The sequence below is a fragment of the Bacteroides sp. CAG:633 genome, from assembly GCF_000435115.1.
GTDB classification, from domain to species: Bacteria; Bacteroidota; Bacteroidia; order Bacteroidales; family Bacteroidaceae; genus Bacteroides; species Bacteroides ndongoniae.
This window is the reverse complement of record NZ_FR883157.1, coordinates 24,135-44,564: the sequence shown is the minus strand read 5'-3', so window position 1 is coordinate 44,564 and position 20,430 is coordinate 24,135. Positions and strand designations below refer to the sequence as shown.

Here is a 20,430-nt window from a genome sequence, read left to right as displayed (position 1 = left end):
TTATTAATTGTCTCTGATTATGAATAGATACGGATTACTGATAGGCTTTTTGCTGTTTCTCGCCTCCTGCCGTTCCAAGCTGGGCACGGCAGAACCCAAGGAACGTACTCATACGGACACTGCCGTCGTACAGCAGCAGGCACAGTTCCCCTTCCCCACCATCCCCTCCACCCTGACGGAACCCGAAACCCGCAAGTCCTACCTCCTCACCCATTACTGGGAGCAGTTTGACTTTGCCGACACCACCTTGGTGGACAACCGCGACATAACCGAACAGGGCTTTGTGAACTTCATCGCCCTGCTGGCAGATGGAACGACGTCGGACGAACTGACACGGAAAAGTATGGAGAACTGGTGCAAGAGGTTTATTCTTTCGACTTATGCGTGCCCGGTGCTGATGAAGATGGCAGATGATTACCAAGATATATATTGACGAACAGAATAAAGTAGATGGAGCTTTGACCAAAAAAGAGGTGCTTGAGGGTGCCGGTACAGGAATTGAACCTACCAAAGGCTTTGACTATAAATGGGTAGAGCTTTGGCCACAAAAAGACATAACAATTGCTGCTTATCCGGGAGTTTCTGAATGGAGTAGGGAAACTGGCATCGCAGATGATGTTTATGGAGGAACGGAAACAACTGAGAGCAAAAAGTTAATAGATGTGTACGATGCTATTGTGGCTATGGGTAAAGCCGTAAAGTTAATTTACGGAAACACCTATGAACCAGAAAAGGGAACTCATAATATTACAACTGAAGAAATTAATGAAGATGGAATTTTGATTACCAAGGTCGATGGTGACTATAAAGCACGTTTCACCGCTTTTATCAACGAATATTATTATTACAAGCATCCTTTGACTGGGGCAGGTATTACGGCTTGGTCTGTTTTTGTTAATAAAATGCCGCGTGAAATGATAATAGCCATGAGTAGCGATGTGTCTGACGATGGAAACAGCTCTTACAGCCAGGCGTATTCGTATATTTCCCAATTGTCTATGCAAACTCCTTATAGCGACCGCAATGATGTAGTAATGGCAGCTTTTGGACTGGAGACATACAATGAAACACCTATAGATTGGAACAGTGCACCACTTGTATTTTCTGACAGAAATGTTGATGATGATGATTTAACTTCTGACAATGGAAGATCCAATCAGCTGCTATGGCTGGATGCAGGGTCCTCTGATACAAAAAGGAAATGGGTTACTTATATTAATCAAAGTATGAATGGTTACACATCTTCCAATACCACTACACATGCCAGTCACAAACTTAATGCATATAACAGAAAGCGTTATGATAATGCCTGCATGTCCCGTAACCGTGATTTGAATGGAAATGGTAAGATTGATGACAACGAAGTGCGTTGGTATTTAGCTTCCGTTAACGAATATCTTCGTATGGGACTTGCAGCTCAGGCTATTTCCAGTAATGCCAGGCTCTATCAAGGGGACAAATCTCAGATGACCTATAGTGGTTATCCATCCAATTATATCGGATATGGTGCCTTGTATTATAGTAGCAGTAAATCGAATGAGCGTGTCTATTGGGCGGTAGAGAAGGGAGCTTGGGGAAATGTTGGTACTGATAAAGTACCGAAAACTCAGGGAATGCCTATTCGCTGTGTAAGAGTATTGCCCGCTGTAGGTGCTGGTACAGAGGATAATATAACAAAGTTAGACGTGAAACCAGAATCTTTCTTTAAATCGCACACTGTAAACGGAAACACTGTATTGGAGTTTAGGAATCGTATGATTTCAGACATGTATCGTGTAAGAACGGATGATCCGTTGAACGAACATGATGAAGATGACCCGGCGAACCGTTTTAGCGACGGAATTATCATTGCTCTAAATAATATAAAAAATGGATCTTATAACGCCCCTCAAATTAATGGCATAACTTACAGTTGGAAGGGATCTACTACAAATGCAATTAAGGAAGACCCATGTACTGATTATCATGAAGATGGCGATGGAGGTGCAAAGTGGCGTGTACCCAATTTGAACGAGCTTGTAATGATAAGAAGATCTTTGGATGTGGCTGATTTAAATTCTTTATGTTGTACCCAGTTCAGTAACAGTAAAGTTCGTTTGGGATTTGTTGCGACTTCTAATGTTAATTGTGAGGTAGGAGGTTATAATGATGCTGGATATTGGGATTGGTTGGCATCACATGGTGTTCGCTGTGTTCGTGACGTTCCCGATGGATATACATTCCCGACAAATTAGTTTTTACGATTATGATTAGATATTATATATATATTGGACTCATATTACTCCTTACCTCCTGCCGTGCCAAGCCAAGCACGGCAGAGGCAAAGGAACGTACCCATACGGACTCTGCCGTCGTACAACAGCAGGCACAGTTCCCCTTCCCCACCATCCCCTCCACCCTGACGGAACCCGAAGCCCGCAAGTCCTACCTCCTCACCCACTACTGGGAGCGTTTCGACTTTGCTGACACCACCTTGGTGGACAACCGTGACGTGACCGAACAGGGCTTTGTGAACTTCATCGCCCTGCTGGCAGATGGCACGACGCCGGACGAACTGATGCGTGAAAGCATGGAGAACTGGTGCAGGAGGTTTATTCCTTCGACTTATGCATGCCCGGTGCTGATAAAGATGGCGGATGATTACCTCTACAATCCGAATTCACCTTTCTACAACGAACATCTGTATGGGATGTATCTGGAAGCACTGATCAAGGAATTCCCCAAAGGGGATGCACAAATTTCGAGATTCGGCTTCAGGCTAAGCCTGCTGAAACGGAACAATCCGGGCATGTATCTGGAAGCACTGATCAAGGAATTCCCCAAAGGGGAGGCACAAGTTTCGAGATTCAGCTTCAGGTTAAACCTGCTGAAGCGCAACAATCCGGGCGACCGGGCAACGGACTTCACCTACTACCTGCCCGACGGCAACCGCTGTACGCTGGCCGCTACACCGGTGAAGGGCGACCGCTTGTTACTGGTGTTCTACGACCCGGAATGTGAGTCGTGCCACGCCGTATTGGGACAGATGACAGCCTGCACGGCACTGGCAGAAGCTGTGAAGACGGGACGAATGAGTGTACTGGCCATTTATACCGAAGGCAACGAAGAAGCCTGGCGCAAAGCCTTGCCCGATATGCCCGAAGGTTGGGTGGTAGGCACCGACCGTGAGACTGTGAAGACCGGTGCGCTGTACGACCTGAAAGCCATGCCTTCGCTCTACTTGCTGGACGGACAAAAGAAGGTATTGCTGAAAGATGCCGCTTTTGAAGAGATAAGTCGCTTTTTAGGATTTTGAGTTGCTCAACCACAGAGAACACAGAGGGGTACAGAAAAAAGTCACCGTGAGGTGACGTGCAAGCCTGTTCATGGCTTAGAGAAGCTGGAACTGGCAGCACTTATCAGTGCGATAAGTGTGATTGTTTGTTTTGTTTGTCAAGCCATACTGCCTCAATGCGGTATGGCTTGTTTTTTCTCCTGTCAGGAAAAAAATCCCAGTCAGAGAGATATGTTGCTCTAACTGGGAAATAATCGGGCTATAATACCCATTTTAATAATGATTGTAACTGATGACTTTTTCTGCCGGTTTCCTCGACTTCCGTCGTTTTTCTTTCACGGGATATCCGATTGTGATGTCAAGCAGCAACCGTTTGCCTAAAGGAATACCGATCAGCTTCTTAATCTCTTTCTCGTCGAACCAGCCTAAAATGCACGACCCAAGTCCTTCGCTCTCGGCTGCCAGTACAATATGGGCGGCAGCAATGCCGATGTCGATCAGCGGGAAATATTTATCTTTTATCCTGGCACCTAAGAAGGAAGTGAAATTCATGGATTCCTCCACCACCAGAATATGAACCGGCGCGTTGCGGGCAAACTTGTTCATGCCCAGTCCGGCAGTAGCCTTTCCGACTGCTGCGGCCAGCTCGGGATCGGTAACGACGACAAACTTCCACGGCTGCGCATTGCAGGCCGACGGCGAAAGACGTGCCGCCCGCAATATGCGTTCCAGCTTCTCCTGCTCCACCGGACGCGACACATCGTAAGCACGGTCGCTCTGCCGTGCCTCGACCAGGCGAAGAAAATCAGACTCTGCAAACATATCTATCATTAAAATTTAGGTTTCACCTATCAAGTTCAGGTTGATAGTAAATCTCAACCAGCTTTCATCTTGAAATCCCCTTCTGGGTAAAGCCTCAATACTGTATCATCCGGCTGATATACTTTCCTATAATATCGAACTCCAAATTGACTACGCTTCCTACCCGGATGGCATGGAAGTTGGTATGTTCGAATGTATAAGGAATGATGGCAACCTGGAAGGTATCGTCGGTAGGGTTGCACACCGTCAGACTGACACCGTTTACTGTCACCGAGCCTTTGTCGACAGTGATATAGCCCCGCTTCGCCATCTCCTTATCAAAGGCATAACGGAAGGTAAAATAGTAACTGCCTTCAGCATCCTTAACATCAATGCAGGTAGCAGTCTGATCGACATGGCCCTGAACGATATGTCCGTCCAAACGTCCGTTCATCATCATGCTGCGTTCTACATTCACTTCATCGCCTACCTGCAACAAACCGAGGTTGGAGCGGTCCAGCGTTTCCTTCATGGCTGTTACCGTATAGGTATCATCGGTCATGCTGACTACCGTAAGGCATACACCGTTGTGAGACACACTCTGGTCAATCTTCAACTCATTTACAAAAGAGCATGTGAAAGTGAAATGCACATTCTCCTGCTCTTTTACCATCGCCACCAACTTGGCGCATTCTTCTACGATTCCGGAAAACATATACTAAGTATTTAATTCTTTTTGGGTTAGGTTTATGAGTCTATAAGTTATTTTGTTTCAGCTCGAAAACCCACAAACTTACAAACTGATAAACTCACCTATTATTATTAAGATTTATACTTTGCGAAGATAGACATTTTTTCTTTTCTGACTAAAAGAAGGGGCAACAAAAAAGGCAGCTTTTCACAAAGCCACCTTTTTCAGTTTTCAATAGGTATTAGTTTTTTTTTAAGGTAAAAAGATTGTTTTCAGGATAACGATGCAAATATAGCGGCTTTTCGAGATACCAGCCAAATTAAAAAACATGTCTTATAACATCTTTTTGAGAAAACTTTTGGATTTGTTATCATTTGAAAGCAATTTTCTACATCCGCACCTTTTTCAAGGAACAAATATAAGATTTTTTTTCTTGAAACACTAAAATTATCCTAAAAAACTGTTTTCTTTCCTATATTAACGGGGATAGTTTTCATCCGTGCGTCCGCTATGTTTTAATACCTTCGCATCGATAAAGAAAACGATTTCCTCGGCTATATTTGTAATATGGTCGCCCGAACGTTCCAGTTTGCGGAACACACTGATGAGGTTCAAACAAGTCAATGCACTTTCGGGATGCTTCACTATATAATCGGCCAGAATTGCCGTCACCTCGGCATTGATTTCATCCAGCAGGTTGTCTTTAGCAAAAACAGAGGTAGCCAACTCCTGACTTTCTTCCTGAAGAGCTTTTTTGGCCAGTTCCAGCATCGAAAGTACTTGTTTGATCATTTCTTCCAAACGAAGTTTCTTGATCAGTTCGGCATCCAACGCTGGCTCCTTACAATTAATGGCAAAACGTGCTACACCTTCTGCAAAATCGCCCAACCGCTCCAGATTGGTATTGATTTTAAGCATGGCCAGCACAAAACGCAAATCAATTGCTACCGGATTGTACAAAGCAATGATATCTTCGACATCGCTGTCTATTTTCAATTCCAAAGCATTGACACGACGTTCACGGACCAACACTTGCTGTGCCAGTTCGCGGTCAAGAGTAAGTACTGCTTCTCCTGCCCTGTCAAGCTGGTTGTACACCAGATTCCACATCTCCTCTATCTCCTTTTTCAGCAAGACGAGTTCCGATTCGATAAATTTTACCATAACTTTTTTGTTTTTATAATTGATGATTTATTTAAGTTTCTGTTTCAATATTCCATTGGAAGCTAAGAATTTATAATATTCAAAGCCAATAGTGCGGAAATCAGTCGTAACCTGTTCTACCGACCTTTAACTTCCAAACTCCACCGGAGAACGGCCACTTCTTCTCCCCCTTTAACTCTTGTAAGTTTCGGTGAAACCAAAACTTGCGAAAGTTAAGCCTATTACATTGGATATGCAAAGAAACAGAGCGGATGTTAAGAGGATATGACTGCATTTTGAAAGATCTGTTACAAAAGTGTTACATTTCTGTTACATCCCCCTTGGATACTTTTCCACCGTTTACAACCGGAAATGACAATAGCCCGACACCATCAGGCACTTCATAGACTACCGATGCTGCTCCCCCCTTCAGGAAATCATAAAAAAGCACGGATATAATTCCTGCAAAATAGCAATATACCAAAAAATTAGTCGTATTTTTGCAAAGTTGAAAATAGTGAAAACTACGAAAAGATACAATTATGGCAGAAATGAAAAGCGAAGAAACAAGCGAAAAGAAAAGCTTGAACTTCATTGAGCAGATAGTAGAGAACGACTTGAAAGAAGGTAAAAACGGAGGAAGAGTACAGACACGTTTTCCGCCAGAGCCTAACGGCTATCTTCACATCGGACACGCTAAAGCAATTTGCCTCGATTTTGGTATTGCAGCTGCTCATGGTGGTGTGTGCAACCTGCGCTTTGACGACACCAACCCGACTAAAGAAGATGTAGAATATGTAGAAGCCATCAAGGAAGATATCAAGTGGCTGGGATATCAGTGGGGAAACGAATATTATGCTTCCGACTACTTCCAGCAACTTTGGGATTTTGCTATACGGCTGATTAAAGAAGGAAAAGCATACATCGACGAACAATCCAGCGAAGAGATTGCTGCCCAGAAAGGTACACCTACACAACCGGGTGTGGAAAGTCCGTACCGCAACCGTCCCATTGAAGAAAATCTGGAACTGTTCCAGAAAATGAACAATGGAGAAATAGAAGAAGGAGCCATGGTGCTGCGTGCCAAGATAGATATGGCTAACCCCAATATGCACTTCCGCGACCCGATCATTTACCGCGTCGTAAAACATCCGCACCACCGTACGGGAACAAAATGGAAAGCATATCCGATGTACGACTTCGCCCACGGTCAAAGCGACTTCTTCGAAGGCGTGACCCACTCGCTCTGTACACTGGAGTTTGTGGTACACCGTCCGCTGTACGACTTGTTCGTGGACTGGCTGAAGGAAGGAAAAGATCTGGAAGACAACCGTCCCCGTCAGTACGAATTCAACAAACTGAACCTGAGTTATACACTCATGAGCAAGCGTAACTTGCTGACCTTGGTAAAAGAAGGACTTGTCAACGGTTGGGACGATCCCCGTATGCCGACCATTTGCGGTTTCCGCCGTCGTGGCTACTCACCGGAATCAATCCATAAGTTCATTGACAAGATTGGCTACACGACCTACGATGCACTCAACGAGTTTGCATTGCTGGAAAGTGCCGTACGCGAAGACCTCAACGACCGTGCAACCCGCATTTCGGCTGTACTGAATCCGGTAAAACTGGTTATCACCAATTATCCGGAAGGACAGGTAGAAGAGCTGGAAGCCATCAACAATCCGGAACATCCCGAAGAAGGCAGTCACATGATCGAATTCAGCCGCGAATTGTGGATGGAACGCGAAGACTTCATGGAAGATGCTCCGAAAAAGTATTTCCGCATGACTCCCGGACAGGAAGTACGTCTGAAAAATGCCTATATCGTAAAATGTACCGGATGCAAGAAAAACGAAGCCGGCGAAGTGGTAGAGGTATATTGCGAATACGATCCTGACTCGAAAAGCGGTATGCCGGGTGCCAACCGAAAAGTAAAAGGTACACTCCACTGGGTAAGCTGTGCACACTGTCTGGAAGCAGAGGTTCGTCTGTACGACCGCCTGTGGAAAGTGGAGAACCCACGCGATGAACTGGCTGCCATTCGCGAAGCTAAAAACTGCGATGCACTGACCGCCATGAAGGAAATTATCAATCCCGACTCGCTTCAGGTATTGCCCTGCTGCTACATCGAAAAGTTTGCAGCCGGCATGAAGCCTCTTACCTATCTGCAGTTCCAACGTATCGGCTACTTCAATGTAGACAAGGACTCTACTCCCGAGAAGATGGTCTTCAACCGAACTGTAGGATTGAAAGATACTTGGGGAAAAATCAACAAATAAATCAAAAAGGAGTTATTACTATTGATGAACAGAAAAAACCTACTGTCTGGAAGAGACAAAGAATTGTACGAACTGGCAGAACAATACGAAAAAGCCCAAAGGGAAAGAATGCCAATCTATATGGATGCGGACGACCTGGCGGACTTGGCGGACTGGTATGCCATGCGGAATAAATTTCAGACAGCTCTGGAAACCACTGAATATGGACTGAGCCTGCACCCCAACAACACTGCGTTGTTGGTGGAGCGGGCTTACCTGTTCCTGGACACTCAACGTCGTGGAAAGGCCAAAGAAATAGTCGAAAGAATCACCGACGATTTTTCTTCCGAAGTAAAAATACTGAAGGCCAACATACTGATGGGCGAAGGCAAACTGGAAGAAGCTGAAAAGCTGATCAACACCATTAAAGACAAAGAGGAACTGGCCAACATTATTGAGGTAGCTTACCTCTACAATGACATGGGGTATTCGCAGAAGGCCTCACAATGGTTAGAGATAGGAAAGGGACTTTATGATGAAGATGAAGCCTATTTGGCTGTAGTGGCCGACTGCCTGTATGGAGAGCGCAAGTTCGACGAAGCAGCCGTATACTACAATAAACTGATAGACAAAAATCCCTATTCTGCCCCTTATTGGTTTGGCTTGGCACGATGTTATTTCGAGCAACAACAGTACGACAAGGCTATCGATGCCTGCGACTATGCCATCATATCCGACGACGAATTTGCCGAAGCATACGTAGTCAAAGGACATTCGTTCTACCAGCTTGGAAACGACAAGAAAGCCTTGGAAAGCTACCGGAAAGCCGAAGAACTGCAAGTGCTGACTCACGACTTTGTCTATACCTTCATTGCCATGGGACATATCAGCCAAAATGAATGGGAGCAAGCCTATCACTATCTTAAGGCTGCCATAGACAGTTACGAGGAAAAGACTATTCCACTAGCCATGCTGTATTCCAATGCTGCCCTCTGCCTCTTCAAAATGGGAGAAAAAGAGAAAGCTTACCAATATAGCCGCAAAGCCATAGGAACCGATCCGAATGATGTGGAGAACTATCTGATATCTGGCCGAATTTATATGGAAGATGGAAATCCCGAACAGGGAATCAAGCAATGGGCCAGGGCTCTGAAAATCGCCCCCTATCCGGAGACTTGGAACGAAATAGGACTCATCTGCATGGAAATCAATCAGATAGAATATGCACGAGTAGCCTTCGAACACGTCAAAAAAGATGCTCCCGATTACGAAGGTATCAACGAAAGACTAACCTCCATTTATCTGATATTGCATGATAAAGAGAATTTTATGAAGTACAACCAGCTTTGTAAGAAACCCATCAGCCAAGATGAGTTAAAAGAATTGCAGCAGATGATGAACGGAGAAGAGCGGGAGGAAATGGCTAAAATCATGAAAGATATTTTTGAATCACTGAAATAAATCGTTAAAACCAAGTAGAAGAAAAAAATGGAATCAGTAGCAGAACTTCTCAAATGGGTACTGGAAAACCTGAATTATTGGGTAGTCACTATTTTTATGGCTATCGAAAGTTCGTTTATACCTTTCCCTTCTGAAGCAGTAGTGCCACCGGCTGCATGGAAAGCTATGGCAGACGATAGTATGAACATAATCCTGGTCGTAGTCTTTGCAACCATAGGAGCCGACTTGGGAGCATTGGTCAATTACTACCTGGCAAAATGGCTTGGACGTCCTATCGTCTATAAATTTGCCAACAGCCGTTTTGGACACATATGTCTGATCGATGAAGAAAAGGTACGCCATGCCGAAGAATATTTCCGTAAGCACGGTGCAGCCTCTACCTTCTTCGGACGATTGATACCGGCTGTACGCCAGCTTATCAGTATCCCAGCCGGACTGGCCGGAATGAAAATGGGTCCATTCCTACTATATACCACTTTGGGAGCCGGAATCTGGAACACGATACTGGCAATACTTGGATACATAATCTATCGCTCCACTCCCCTAAAAACAACCAATGATGTTTATCTCATGGCAACCAAATACAGCCATGAAATAGGATATTGTATTCTGGCATTAGCCATACTGGTAATAGCCTTCATTGCTTACAAAGGACTGAAAAAGAAAAAACAGAAGAAATAACGACATCACAAGAATTCATCAAAAGAACGGGAGAAAATATAGTTAAAAGCTCTATTTTCTCCCGTTCTTTTATTACGCAGTCAGCTCTTATCTCAATCCCCTAAACAAACAACTATGAGTCATTCATTTTCCAAGCCACAATTTATCGGATAAGAGTAGCCGTTAACTAAAGGAACAACAAACTATCAGTTATCCTTTTGACAACCTACTTTCTGAAGGGAGAAAGAGATCTGAAAAGAAAGAAATGAATGCCTATTATCCTTCTAAAACTCCCCAGTTATCCCCAGCGAGTGCAGCAGTTATTGCACTCACAGTGCAGTAGTCAGTGCACTCGCAGTGCAACAGTTGGTGCACTAACAGTGCAGCAGGCAGTGCACTGGAACTGCACAGTTAGCGTATTTGGAAAGCACAATTCAAAAGAATAACATGCGGGATTATCGTTTTTCAGGCGCGGCTTTCCCGTGGCTTTCCGTGGCATCCGTGCCTGAAAGAAAAGGAGAGTTTCTGTGTATATGCGGAGGGAAAACAAAAAAGCCCCTCCGGAACTCTCCGAAGGGGCTTCTACTAAAACGGCGACTACCTACTCTCCCACTGTTACGCAGTCGGAATGTGAGTCGTGCCACGCCGTATTGGGACAGATGACGGCCAGCGCAGCACTGGCAAAAGCGGTGCAGACGGGACGAATGAGTGTACTGGCTATTTATACCGAAGGCAACGAAGAGGTCTGGCGCAAAGCCTTGCCCGATATGTCCGAAGGTTGGACGATAGGTGCCGACCACGAGGCGGTGAAGACCGGCACACTGTACGACCTGAAAGCCATGCCTTCGCTTTATTTGCTGGATGGACAAAAGAAAGTGTTGCTTAAGGATGCCGCTTTTGAGGAAATAAGCCGTTTTTTGGAACTTTAAGTTTCCGTCACAGAGGACATAGAATGTGACCTATTCTATAAAAGTCACCGTGAGGTGATTCGGGAGCCTGTTTTCAGTTTAGCGTAACTGGATGCAGGCATTACTTATCGATCGAGATAAGTGATTGTTTGTTTTGTTTGTCAAGCCATATCGTCCTTAAAACGGTATGGCTTGTTTTCTGTAGAAAGTTGGATAAATATTGTCTCTTGCCTGAGAAACTGCAATTCCCTAACTAGGGAACGAGAATTTCCTGACTAGGGAATGGAAATTCCCTAACTGGGAAACTTGGAACGAAGAACTTTTTTAGAAAACCCTGTTTTCATTTGCCGCTGCAACTACCTTTTCGTATATTTGCTGCATCTGGTAAGAAACTCCAGAAAATAAAGACTCAATAACTCAAAGACTTATAAACTCAAAACCTCTTCCTCATGATGCAAGACAAATACATCCGATTCGATTGGGCCATGAAGCGTATGTTGCGAGATAAGGCCAATTTTGTAGTACTCGAAGGCTTGCTCACCGTGTTGCTAGAACGGAAAATCACCATTCTGGAAATACTCGAAAGCGAAGCCAACCAGACGAACTATGATGATAAGTTCAATCGTGTGGACATCAAGGCAAAAGAGGAGAACGGGGACATCATCATTGTTGAAATACAGAATACGCGAGAACTGTACTATCTGGAGAGAGTGCTATATGGTGTTTCGAAAGCCATTACGGAGCACATCTCTTTGGGGAATTCGTATGCAGAGGTGAAAAAGGTATATTCCATCAGTATTCTCTATTTCGACATCGGTAAAGGCAGCGACTACTTGTATCACGGAGTGACAAACTTTGTTGGGGTGCATACCGGCGACGAATTGAGCATTTCGGCCAAGCAGGAAGGAGCAATCATCCGCAAGATGCCGCGCGAGGTGTTCCCCGAATACTACCTGATTAGGGTGAACGAGTTCAATAAGGTAGCAAAGACACCGCTGGAGGAATGGATCTCGTATCTGAAAAGTGGCGAAATCAGTTCTGATACCACGGCACCGGGATTGGCCGAGGCGAGGGAGAAACTGAAGTATTACAATATGTCGCCCAAGGAACGTCATGTGTACGACGAGCATATCAATGCCGTAATGATACAGAATGATGTGCTGGATACTGCCAAGTTGGAAGGCCGTGCAGAGGGTCGTGCAGAAGGCCGTGCAGAAGGTCGTGCAGAAGGGCTTGCGGAAGGCCGTGCGGAAGGACTTGCAGAAGGCCGTGCAGAAGAGAAGAAGGCATTGGCACGCAAGTTTAAGGAAGCCGGTGTTTCTATTGAACTTATTGCTCAAAGTACAGGATTGAGCATGGAAGAAATTGCTGCATTATAAGAAATTTGAGAAGATAGAAGATTATCATGCAATTACCTCCTTTATTTACTGAATATACCCGCGCTTTGTTGGGCGAGGAAGAATATAACAGTCTGGCTACCGCTCTGCTGGAGGCGGAACAGCCGGTCAGCATACGTGTGAATGCCCAAAAGTGTACAGATTCTTCTTCTGTCATTTCTCATTCTTCATTGAACAAGGTGCCTTGGGCGGAACGCGGATTCTATTTGAATCAGCGTCCGGCATTTACTTTCGATCCGTTGTTTCATGCCGGTTGCTACTACGTGCAGGAAGCGTCGTCAATGTTTGTGGAGCAGGCGTTGAAGCGTTACCTGCCGGGCAGACCGTTGGCTGCGCTTGACCTTTGTGCCGCTCCGGGCGGAAAGTCTACCCATGTACGTAGCCTGTTGCCTGACGGCAGTCTGCTGGTAGCCAACGAAGTGATACGCAACCGTGCCCAGATACTGGCCGAGAATCTGACCAAGTGGGGGCATCCTGATGTGGTGGTGACGAATAGCGATCCTTCCGATTTCACACCTTTGGAACACCTTTTCGACTTTATTCTGACCGATGTTCCCTGTTCGGGCGAGGGCATGTTCCGTAAGGACGAGACTGCCATAAGCGAGTGGAGTGCGGAGAATGTCGAAATCTGCTGGCAGCGTCAGCGGCGCATCCTGACAGACATCTGGCCTTGCCTGAAGCCGGGTGGACTGTTGGTATATAGTACATGTACTTATAATACGAAAGAGAACGAAGAAAATGTGCGTTGGTTGTGTCGGGAGTTGGGAGCCGAAGTGCTGCCGCTCGACGTGCCAGCTGAATGGGGGATTACCGGCAATCTGCTGGTTGGAGAAGATTTCCCAGTCTATCGCTTCTTACCACATAAGACGCAGGGAGAAGGATTCTTCCTGGCTGTATTGCGTAAGGCTGGTGAGGCAGAAGAAACAGCAAGCGAAGACATATCGATGATGCAAACGGGACGGATGAACGCGGATAGACAGTCGGCGGGCAAACAGCGCGGGAAGAAAGGAAATGGAGGAAAGGCTTCTTCGGGATCGGCTTTCGGAAAGGAACAGCTGGCAATGGTGCAAGGCTGGCTGCGTGATGCGGAAGGTTACACCTTGATGCCCGAAGGACAGACGCTGGCGGCTTTCCCTACGGCATGGCTACCTTTGTTGACAGTTTTGAAGCAGCATGTCAAAGTGATGCAGGCAGGTGTAGAAGTGGCTGGAGTGAAAGGGAAAGACTGTATTCCCGCCCATGCGCTGGCCATGAGTAGCCTGCTTCGGCAAGATGCTTTTGCCTGCGAGGAGGTGGATTATCCTACTGCTATTGCCTATTTGCGCAAAGAGGCTGTAGTCCTTTCGGACACAGCCCCTCGCGGTTTTGTACTTCTTACGTACCGTGGTTTTCCTCTTGGATTTGTGAAGAACATCGGCAATCGTGCCAATAATCTTTATCCACAGGAGTGGCGCATCCGGAGCAGTTATGTACCGGAGCAACCGGAAACCTTGGGAAATGAAGAATGATGAATGTTTTCTTTTTCCATTCTTCATTCTCCATTTTCTATTCTTCATTATTTAAAGCTTGCTCTTGTATATTCTGGCCATTACCTTCTGGTACTGGTTCTCCAGTTGTAGCAAGTTGGTCTGGCTTTGGTAGACTACGGATACTTCTACGAAATACTCTATCATGCTGATTTGTCCGCCTTCGAGTGCCTGGCGCAACAGGCGCAAGTCTTGCTGACGGCCGAAAGTCTCGGTATACTCATGTATGGAGGCTTGCAGGTTGGAAGCTTCTTCGTAGAGCTGCCATAAGGCGGTGGAAGCACTCAGTCGAGCATTCTCCTTTTGGTAATCGATGCTTTGCAGTTGCGAGCGTGCCATTTTTACCTTTCCGTGATTCTGGAAGATGGGAAAGGAGAAACCTACTACCACTCCGTTGAGCGGATGTCCGCTTTCGGTGTTGCGCCGATATCCCAGTTCCAGGTCGGGCAACCAGCCTTGACGGCTGACAGACAGCTGGCGGCGTGCAGCTTCACCGTCGTTCTGCAGGGCAAGCAGGGTGGGGTCGGAAGCCAGTAGCTCGTCGCACAAGGGGCCGAAGTCGGCAGGCAGGGGGACATCGGGATAATCGGTAAGCCCCAGGTTGAGTGCATGAGGCGTAGCAGCTCCTTCGGCCAAAGGACGGCCGGGGACAAGCGACTGGTTGCCGTTGAGGGCGGTCAGTTCGCGCAGCTTGTTTTCCAGGGCTGTACGGTTCATGCGGGCTTCGGTACGTACGTTCAGCAATTCCAGATTGATTTTATTGGTTTCCAGCGAACTGGCATCACCGGTTTCCAGTCGTTTCTTGTAGAAAGCTGCCAGCTCTTCGGCGTTCTTCAGGCGTTCGTCGAGGAGGAACTGCTGACGGGTCAGCATGATGATGTCGAGGCAGGCTTCCTGTGCTTGCAGCAGAATGTCCTGGCGTAGGGCAAGGGCTTGGGCGTCGAGCGACTGAGCCTTGTAGCGGTTCATGCGGGCACGGGTGATGTAGAGCGACGGGAAGTCGAAACTTTGTGCAATGACCATTTCGCCCACGGTGATGTTCTTGTCGTCCGAATCCCACAGATGGGCGTACGACAGGGTTGGATTGGCCAGGTTATTGGATGTCCGGTTTTCCAGTTTCTGGGCATTCACATTCTGGGCATTGGCTTGCAACTGCCGGTTGTTCTGCTCTATCTGGGTGAGGATGGCTTCAATGCTGTTTTGGGCGTGTAGCCCTGCCGCCAGGGCAAGGCATACACAAATGATTACTATTTTCTTCATTCTTTCTTGGTGTGTATTAGCAGATAAACTATCGGGATGATGAATCCGTTGAGGAACGTCGAGGTCAGCAGACCGCCCAGGATGACTTTGGCCATCGGGCTTTGTATTTCGTTGCCGGGCAGGTCGCCGCCCAAAGCCAGCGGAATAAGGGCTAAAGCACTACTGAGGGCTGTCATTAGAATCGGGTTCAGACGGTCGAGCGAACCACGCAGAACGCTGTCGTAGATGCCATAGCCTTCTTCGCGTTGCAAGTGGTTATAATGGCTGATGAGCAGCATACCGTTTCGGGTAGCAATGCCGAACAACGAGATGAAACCGATGATGGCAGGGATGCTCACTTCGCCTGTGGTCAGCAACAAGGCAAACACACCACCGATCAGTGCCAGTGGCAGGTTGATAAGGATGATGGCACTCTCCTTCGTACTGCGGAACTCGTGGTAGAGTAACAGGAAGATGACAACGATAGACATGAACGACGTCAACATCAGCGTGCGGCTGGCTGCCTGTTCGCTTTCAAACTGTCCGCCGTACTCTACGTGGTAGCCTTCGGGCAGTTGAATTTGGGTGTCGATACGTTCTTGAATGTCGTTCACTACGGAGCGCAGATCGCGGTCGGCAACATTGGCCGAGATGACTATCTTACGCTTTACGTTCTCGCGGCTGATGGTGTTCGGTCCCATGGTCGAGCGGATGTCGGCCACGTAGTTGAGCGGCACTTGCAATCCGTCGCCCGTATCAATCATCAGGTTGCCTATCTTCTGTGCCTGGTCGCGCAAATCATCACGCATGCGTACGGTCAGGTTGAACGACTTGCCCTGTTCGTAGACTTGCGAAACGGCTTCACCCGCCAGACAGGCGTTGACGTATTCAGCAAACTGCGGCAGGGTGATACCATAGCGTGCCAGCATCTCGCGGCGGGGTGTGATGGTGAGCTGCGGACGTTCGATTTGCTGCTCTACTGTCAGGTCGGCTACGCCCTCAACGTCTTGTATCTTGTCCTTTATTTCGTTGCCTAAGGCGAACATGCGGTTCAGGTCGTCGCCGAAGAGCTTGATGGCGATGTTGGCTTTCGTACCCGACAGCATGGCGTCGATACGGTGGCTGATGGGCTGTCCTATCTCAATGTTGGCGCCGACGATGCTGCCCAACTTTTCGCGAACTTCCGCCACGACTTCGCTGCGCGGCCGGTCTTTCAGTTCGAAGGGAGCTTCAATCTCCGAGGTATTCACGCCTAAGGCGTGCTCGTCCAGTTCGGCGCGTCCGGTTTTGCGCGCTACGGTCTGTATCTCGGGGATGGTAAGCAGCAGTTCTTCGGCACGGCGTCCGATAGCATCGCTTTCTTCGAGCGAGATGCCCGGCAGTGAAGAGACGTTGATGGTGAACGAGCCTTCGTTGAACGGCGGCAGGAATGAGCGACCCAGCGTGAAGAACAGTCCTAAGGCGACGGCAAAGAGGGCAATGGTACAGCCCAGTACGGCACGTTTGTGATGCAAAGCCTTTTCGAGCAGTGCGCCGTAGGCTTTCTTCAGCGTGCGGGCCACGGCAGAGTCGCCCGAATTGGCCCCATTGGTATTTTTGGATGGGGATGCAGGTGACTCTGAGGAGTCTTTAGCGGTGACTTCAGGAAGTTCTTGGATTTCTTCAGAATGTTTGTCTTCTTTATTACGCAGCAGGTACGAGCAGAGCACAGGTGTCAGTGTCAATGCCACTACCGTTGAGGCGGCCAGGGCTGTGATGAAAGCGATGCCCAGCGGCACCAGCATTCGTCCTTCCATACCGCTCAGGAAGAACAGGGGCACGAAGCTGACCACGATGATGAGCGTGGAGTTGAGGATAGGCATACGTACCTCGCGCGAAGCGTTGAATACCACCTGCAGGATGGGCAGGCGACGCTCGGGCGGCAGGAGGCGATTCTCGTGCAAGCGGCGGTAGACGTTCTCCACATCGACGATGGCGTCATCGACCAGCGAACCGATGGCAATAGCCATACCACCCAAACTCATGGTGTTGATGGTCAGTCCCATGTAGTGCAGTACCAGTATGGAAACGACAAGTGACAGGGGCAGGGTGACCAGTGAGATAATGGTAGTACGTACGTTGGCCAGGAAGAGGAACAGCACGATGACCACGAAGATACCACCTTCGATGAGCGACTTCTGCACGTTGCCAATCGAACTCTCGATAAAGCGGCTCTGGCGGAAGATGTCGGTCGAAACTTTCACGTCGGGGGGCAGGTTCTTCTGCAAGTCTTTCAGTGAGGCTTCCAGTTTGGCGGTCAGTTCCAGGGTGCTGGTAGCAGGCTGCTTCGTCACGGTGAGCAGTACGGCAGGTTTACCGCGTTCCGAAGCCAGACCTAACTTGGGCGTCTGTGCACCGATGCGTACGTCGGCCACGTCTTCCAATAGAATTGGAAGTGACGGGTTGCTGCCACTACCACTTGTAGCTTGTAGCTCATCACTCGTAGCTTTAACCACGGTTTTTCCCAGCAACTCCGTATTCGTCGTGGCAGTCAGTCCGCGGACGATGTATTCGTTGCCGTATTCGTAGATGACACCACCGTTGGCGTTGAGGTTCATGCCGCGGGTAGCTTCCAGTATTTGTCCTAGCGTGACGCCGTAGTGGCGCATCCGTTCGGGATCGAGCTGTATCTGGTATTCCTTGATGTCACCGCCCAGCACGGCTACCTGTGCCACGCCACCCGTAGAGAGCAGGCGCGGACGGATGGTCCAGTCGGCCAGCGTACGGAGGTCGAGCATGGAAGTAGAGTCGGCTGTAAGGCCGATAATCATCATCTCGCCCAGGATGGACGACTGCGGTCCCAGTGTAGGTTTGCCCACACCTTCGGGCAGTTCTTCGGCTACGAGCGAAAGCTTTTCACTGACAATCTGCCGGGCCAGGTAGATGTCCGTGTCCCAGTCGAATTCGACCCAGACTACGGAGAAACTGTGAGTAGACGAGGAGCGTACACGGCGTACGTGTGTGGCTCCGTTGACAGCGGTCTCGATAGGGAAGGTGACGAGTTGTTCCACCTCTTCGGCTGCCATGCCGTTGGCTTCGGTCATCACCACTACGGTGGGTGCCGTCAGGTCGGGGAACACGTCTACTTCCGTATGTACGGCGGTGTAAGTACCGCCAATCAGCAACAGCACCGATGCTACGAGCACCAGAATGCGGTTCTGAAGGGAGAAGTGTATGATTTTGTTGAGCATAACTTGTTAAATGAAGAATTAAGAATGAAGAACGAAGAATTCTTGTGTATGGAAAATTCTTCATTAGGAAGCGCAGCTTCCATTCTTCATTTTTCGTTTAATTAGTGTTCATGGCTGTGTGCCGGTATCGCATTCGTAGCTCCTGCCAGCTTCACTTGGTAGGCGCCTTTGGTCACCAGACGGTCGCCGGCGTGCAGGCCGGTGAGTACCTGTACCCGTTCGCCGTCATCGGCACCCAGGGTAACAAGTTGCTTCTGGTAGCATTCTTCATCCAGTTGCAGGTAGACGAAGTAGCTGCCTTGCTCTTCGGTGAGGGCCGAGCGGGGGACGCTGATAACACCTTCCATCGGCGTGGTAAGTAGATAGATTTCGACAAAGGAACCGGGGACAACGTCGCCCTTGTTGTCGAACTCGAAAGTGACAGGTACGTAATAACTGCCTTCGCCCGAAGCTTTGCCGTAAGACAGCAGACGTCCGCCCAGTTCTTTCAATGCATATACCTTATTATTATAGGGCGTGCAGAAGTTGGCCGAGGCTACGGAAGGCAGTGCGTTGTAGTATTTCTCGGAAACATCGGCACGGAGGAAGAGGCGACGGTTCTGCGTGATGCTGACCAGCGGCTGACCTACGGTGACGTAATCGCCCTCCTTTACCAACAGGCTCTTGACGTAACCGCCGATGGGCGAAACAACCGTCTGTCCCTGCGGAGTATGGTTGCGGGCTACGGCTTCATAGCTGATACGGGCATTCTCGTATGCTTGTTCGGCTTGGGCAAATTCCTTTTCGGAAACAATCTTGCTGGCTACCAGCGCCTTCATACGTTCGTATTCTTTTTTGCTGACTTCGTAGGCGATGCGGGCTTTCTGTACGGGGTCACCTTCGGCCATGTTCTGCGATGATAGGGTAAGCAGCGGAGTGCCTTTGCCTACCTGCATACCTTCGACTACCTTGTTGCGGAACGATACGACACCGGCTACAGTGGCAACGGCTACGCTTTCATCGCCCTGTGCGGCCAATACCTGTCCGCTGGTCTTGATGACCTGGTGAAAGGCGCCCGCTTCTACGGTGCTGACCTCTACACCTGCTGCCTGGGCTTTGGCTGGTGGCAGGACTATTTCACCGCTGCCGGCACTGTGCCCTTCTTCGGCTTCGTGGTTATGACCGTCGTGGTCGTGTCCTTCGTGAAGTTCGGCCTCATGGTCGTGGTTCTCGGTCTCGTGATTGTGTCCGTCGTGATCGTGGGCGGACTTGTTCTGACAGGAGCCTAGTGACAATGCAACGAGGACTCCCAGAAATATCAGTTTCTTCATTGATATAAATGGATTAAGTTCTTGCAAAATAATGTGAGTATGATTTCCGGCTGCAAAGGTACTGACCAAAGAGTGCAACCGGGTTGCAATGTGCGAGGGCACACTGCACCTATTATGCAAGATGGGTGGGAGGAGCCCTTAATCCCGAGGCACGGGCTATGTAGACACCGTGCAGTGACTCGATGTAGGGTGAGTATGAAACAGGTTGGCAAGGTTCGCCAAAGGCGTACAATTGCCTGAGGAATGTGCTGAGTACGGCAGGCAGCAGGACGGGTTTCAGCACGGGAGCCTGACGCTCGGTGCGTGGGGTACGCTGAACGAAGTGGCTGGCGATGCAACCCTTGTCGTGGCAGCAGTTGGGATGTCCTGCGGGGTGATGGTGATGAGGTGTGTGGCAGCAGCTGGGCTCTACATCGTTCTTCATACAGATGAGGCCGTCGGCATGGTGATGATGGGGAAAGACGGGTACAGCCAGCATGATGATGCTGACTAAAAAAAGCAAGTATACAATGTACTTTTTCTCTTTCTC

Annotated in this window: 16 protein-coding genes; 9 read left to right on the top strand and 7 right to left on the bottom strand. The window is 48.4% G+C overall.

Features of this window, described 5'->3' with window-relative positions; translation table 11 throughout:
* Positions 1-19: 19 nt before the first annotated feature.
* Genes QVP67_RS15210 through QVP67_RS15200 form a run of 3 tightly spaced genes read left to right on the top strand, consistent with a single transcriptional unit; the run spans position 20 to position 3,295 of the window.
* Positions 20-433 (top strand): DUF5106 domain-containing protein, encoded by a 414-nt coding sequence (locus tag QVP67_RS15210; protein WP_022164406.1) that lies wholly within the window; start codon positions 20-22, stop codon positions 431-433.
* A complete protein-coding gene (locus tag QVP67_RS15205) occupies positions 411-2,234 on the top strand; it encodes a hypothetical protein (protein WP_288180296.1) in 1,824 nt (607 codons plus the stop codon). The genes QVP67_RS15210 and QVP67_RS15205 overlap by 23 nt, the downstream gene beginning before the upstream one ends.
* An 11-nt stretch (positions 2,235-2,245) precedes the next feature.
* Positions 2,246-3,295, top strand: a complete 1,050-nt coding sequence (locus QVP67_RS15200) for a DUF5106 domain-containing protein (protein ID WP_022164404.1) — start codon at positions 2,246-2,248, stop codon at positions 3,293-3,295.
* Between the two features lie 252 nt (positions 3,296-3,547).
* On the opposite strand, the gene QVP67_RS15195 is transcribed toward QVP67_RS15200, so the two are convergent.
* The 3 genes from QVP67_RS15195 to phoU form a co-directional block, all read right to left on the bottom strand.
* Complete coding sequence (locus QVP67_RS15195; protein ID WP_022164403.1) at positions 3,548-4,096, bottom strand: nitroreductase family protein; 549 nt, start codon at positions 4,094-4,096, stop codon at positions 3,548-3,550.
* Between the two features lie 94 nt (positions 4,097-4,190).
* Positions 4,191-4,790 (bottom strand): riboflavin synthase, encoded by a 600-nt coding sequence (locus QVP67_RS15190; RefSeq protein WP_022164402.1) that lies wholly within the window; start codon positions 4,788-4,790, stop codon positions 4,191-4,193.
* 453 nt (positions 4,791-5,243) lie between these two features.
* Entirely contained in the window at positions 5,244-5,930 is a 687-nt protein-coding gene (phoU, locus tag QVP67_RS15185; RefSeq protein ID WP_022164401.1) for a phosphate signaling complex protein PhoU, read from the bottom strand.
* 521 nt (positions 5,931-6,451) lie between these two features.
* Here phoU and QVP67_RS15180 point away from each other — a divergent pair.
* The 6 genes from QVP67_RS15180 (at position 6,452) to QVP67_RS15155 (ending at position 14,104) form a co-directional block, all read left to right on the top strand.
* The gene (locus QVP67_RS15180; protein WP_022164400.1) at positions 6,452-8,191 is read left to right on the top strand and encodes a glutamine--tRNA ligase/YqeY domain fusion protein; all 1,740 of its coding nucleotides are present in this window, start codon (positions 6,452-6,454) and stop codon (positions 8,189-8,191) included.
* 24 nt (positions 8,192-8,215) lie between these two features.
* On the top strand, positions 8,216-9,631 hold the full coding sequence (locus QVP67_RS15175; protein WP_022164399.1) for a tetratricopeptide repeat protein: 1,416 nt from the start codon (positions 8,216-8,218) through the stop codon (positions 9,629-9,631).
* Positions 9,632-9,658: 27 nt separating this feature from the next.
* Positions 9,659-10,312 (top strand): DedA family protein, encoded by a 654-nt coding sequence (locus QVP67_RS15170; RefSeq protein ID WP_022164398.1) that lies wholly within the window; start codon positions 9,659-9,661, stop codon positions 10,310-10,312.
* Between the two features lie 512 nt (positions 10,313-10,824).
* Positions 10,825-11,220 carry a hypothetical protein gene (locus tag QVP67_RS15165; RefSeq protein ID WP_288180294.1) on the top strand — a complete coding sequence of 132 codons (396 nt, stop codon included), beginning with the start codon at positions 10,825-10,827 and terminating at the stop codon, positions 11,218-11,220.
* Between the two features lie 431 nt (positions 11,221-11,651).
* Positions 11,652-12,578, top strand: a complete 927-nt coding sequence (locus QVP67_RS15160; protein WP_288180309.1) for an Rpn family recombination-promoting nuclease/putative transposase — start codon at positions 11,652-11,654, stop codon at positions 12,576-12,578.
* Positions 12,579-12,604: 26 nt separating this feature from the next.
* Positions 12,605-14,104, top strand: coding sequence for a methyltransferase RsmF C-terminal domain-like protein (locus tag QVP67_RS15155; protein WP_022164395.1), 1,500 nt, complete (start codon positions 12,605-12,607; stop codon positions 14,102-14,104).
* Positions 14,105-14,155: 51 nt separating this feature from the next.
* Here the strand turns inward: QVP67_RS15155 and QVP67_RS15150 are convergent, their stop codons facing one another.
* The 4 genes from QVP67_RS15150 to QVP67_RS15135 form a co-directional block, all read right to left on the bottom strand.
* On the bottom strand, positions 14,156-15,382 hold the full coding sequence (locus QVP67_RS15150) for a TolC family protein (RefSeq protein WP_022164394.1): 1,227 nt from the start codon (positions 15,380-15,382) through the stop codon (positions 14,156-14,158).
* The gene (locus QVP67_RS15145) at positions 15,379-18,591 is read right to left on the bottom strand and encodes an efflux RND transporter permease subunit (protein WP_022164393.1); all 3,213 of its coding nucleotides are present in this window, start codon (positions 18,589-18,591) and stop codon (positions 15,379-15,381) included. Before QVP67_RS15145 ends, QVP67_RS15150 begins: the two co-directional genes overlap by 4 nt.
* Positions 18,592-18,692: 101 nt before the next feature.
* Positions 18,693-19,901: an efflux RND transporter periplasmic adaptor subunit gene (locus tag QVP67_RS15140; RefSeq protein WP_022164392.1), complete on the bottom strand. Its 1,209-nt coding sequence runs from the start codon at positions 19,899-19,901 to the stop codon at positions 18,693-18,695.
* Between the two features lie 112 nt (positions 19,902-20,013).
* On the bottom strand, positions 20,014-20,430 hold a 417-nt coding region (locus QVP67_RS15135), incomplete at its 5' end, for a DUF6769 family protein (RefSeq protein WP_288180293.1).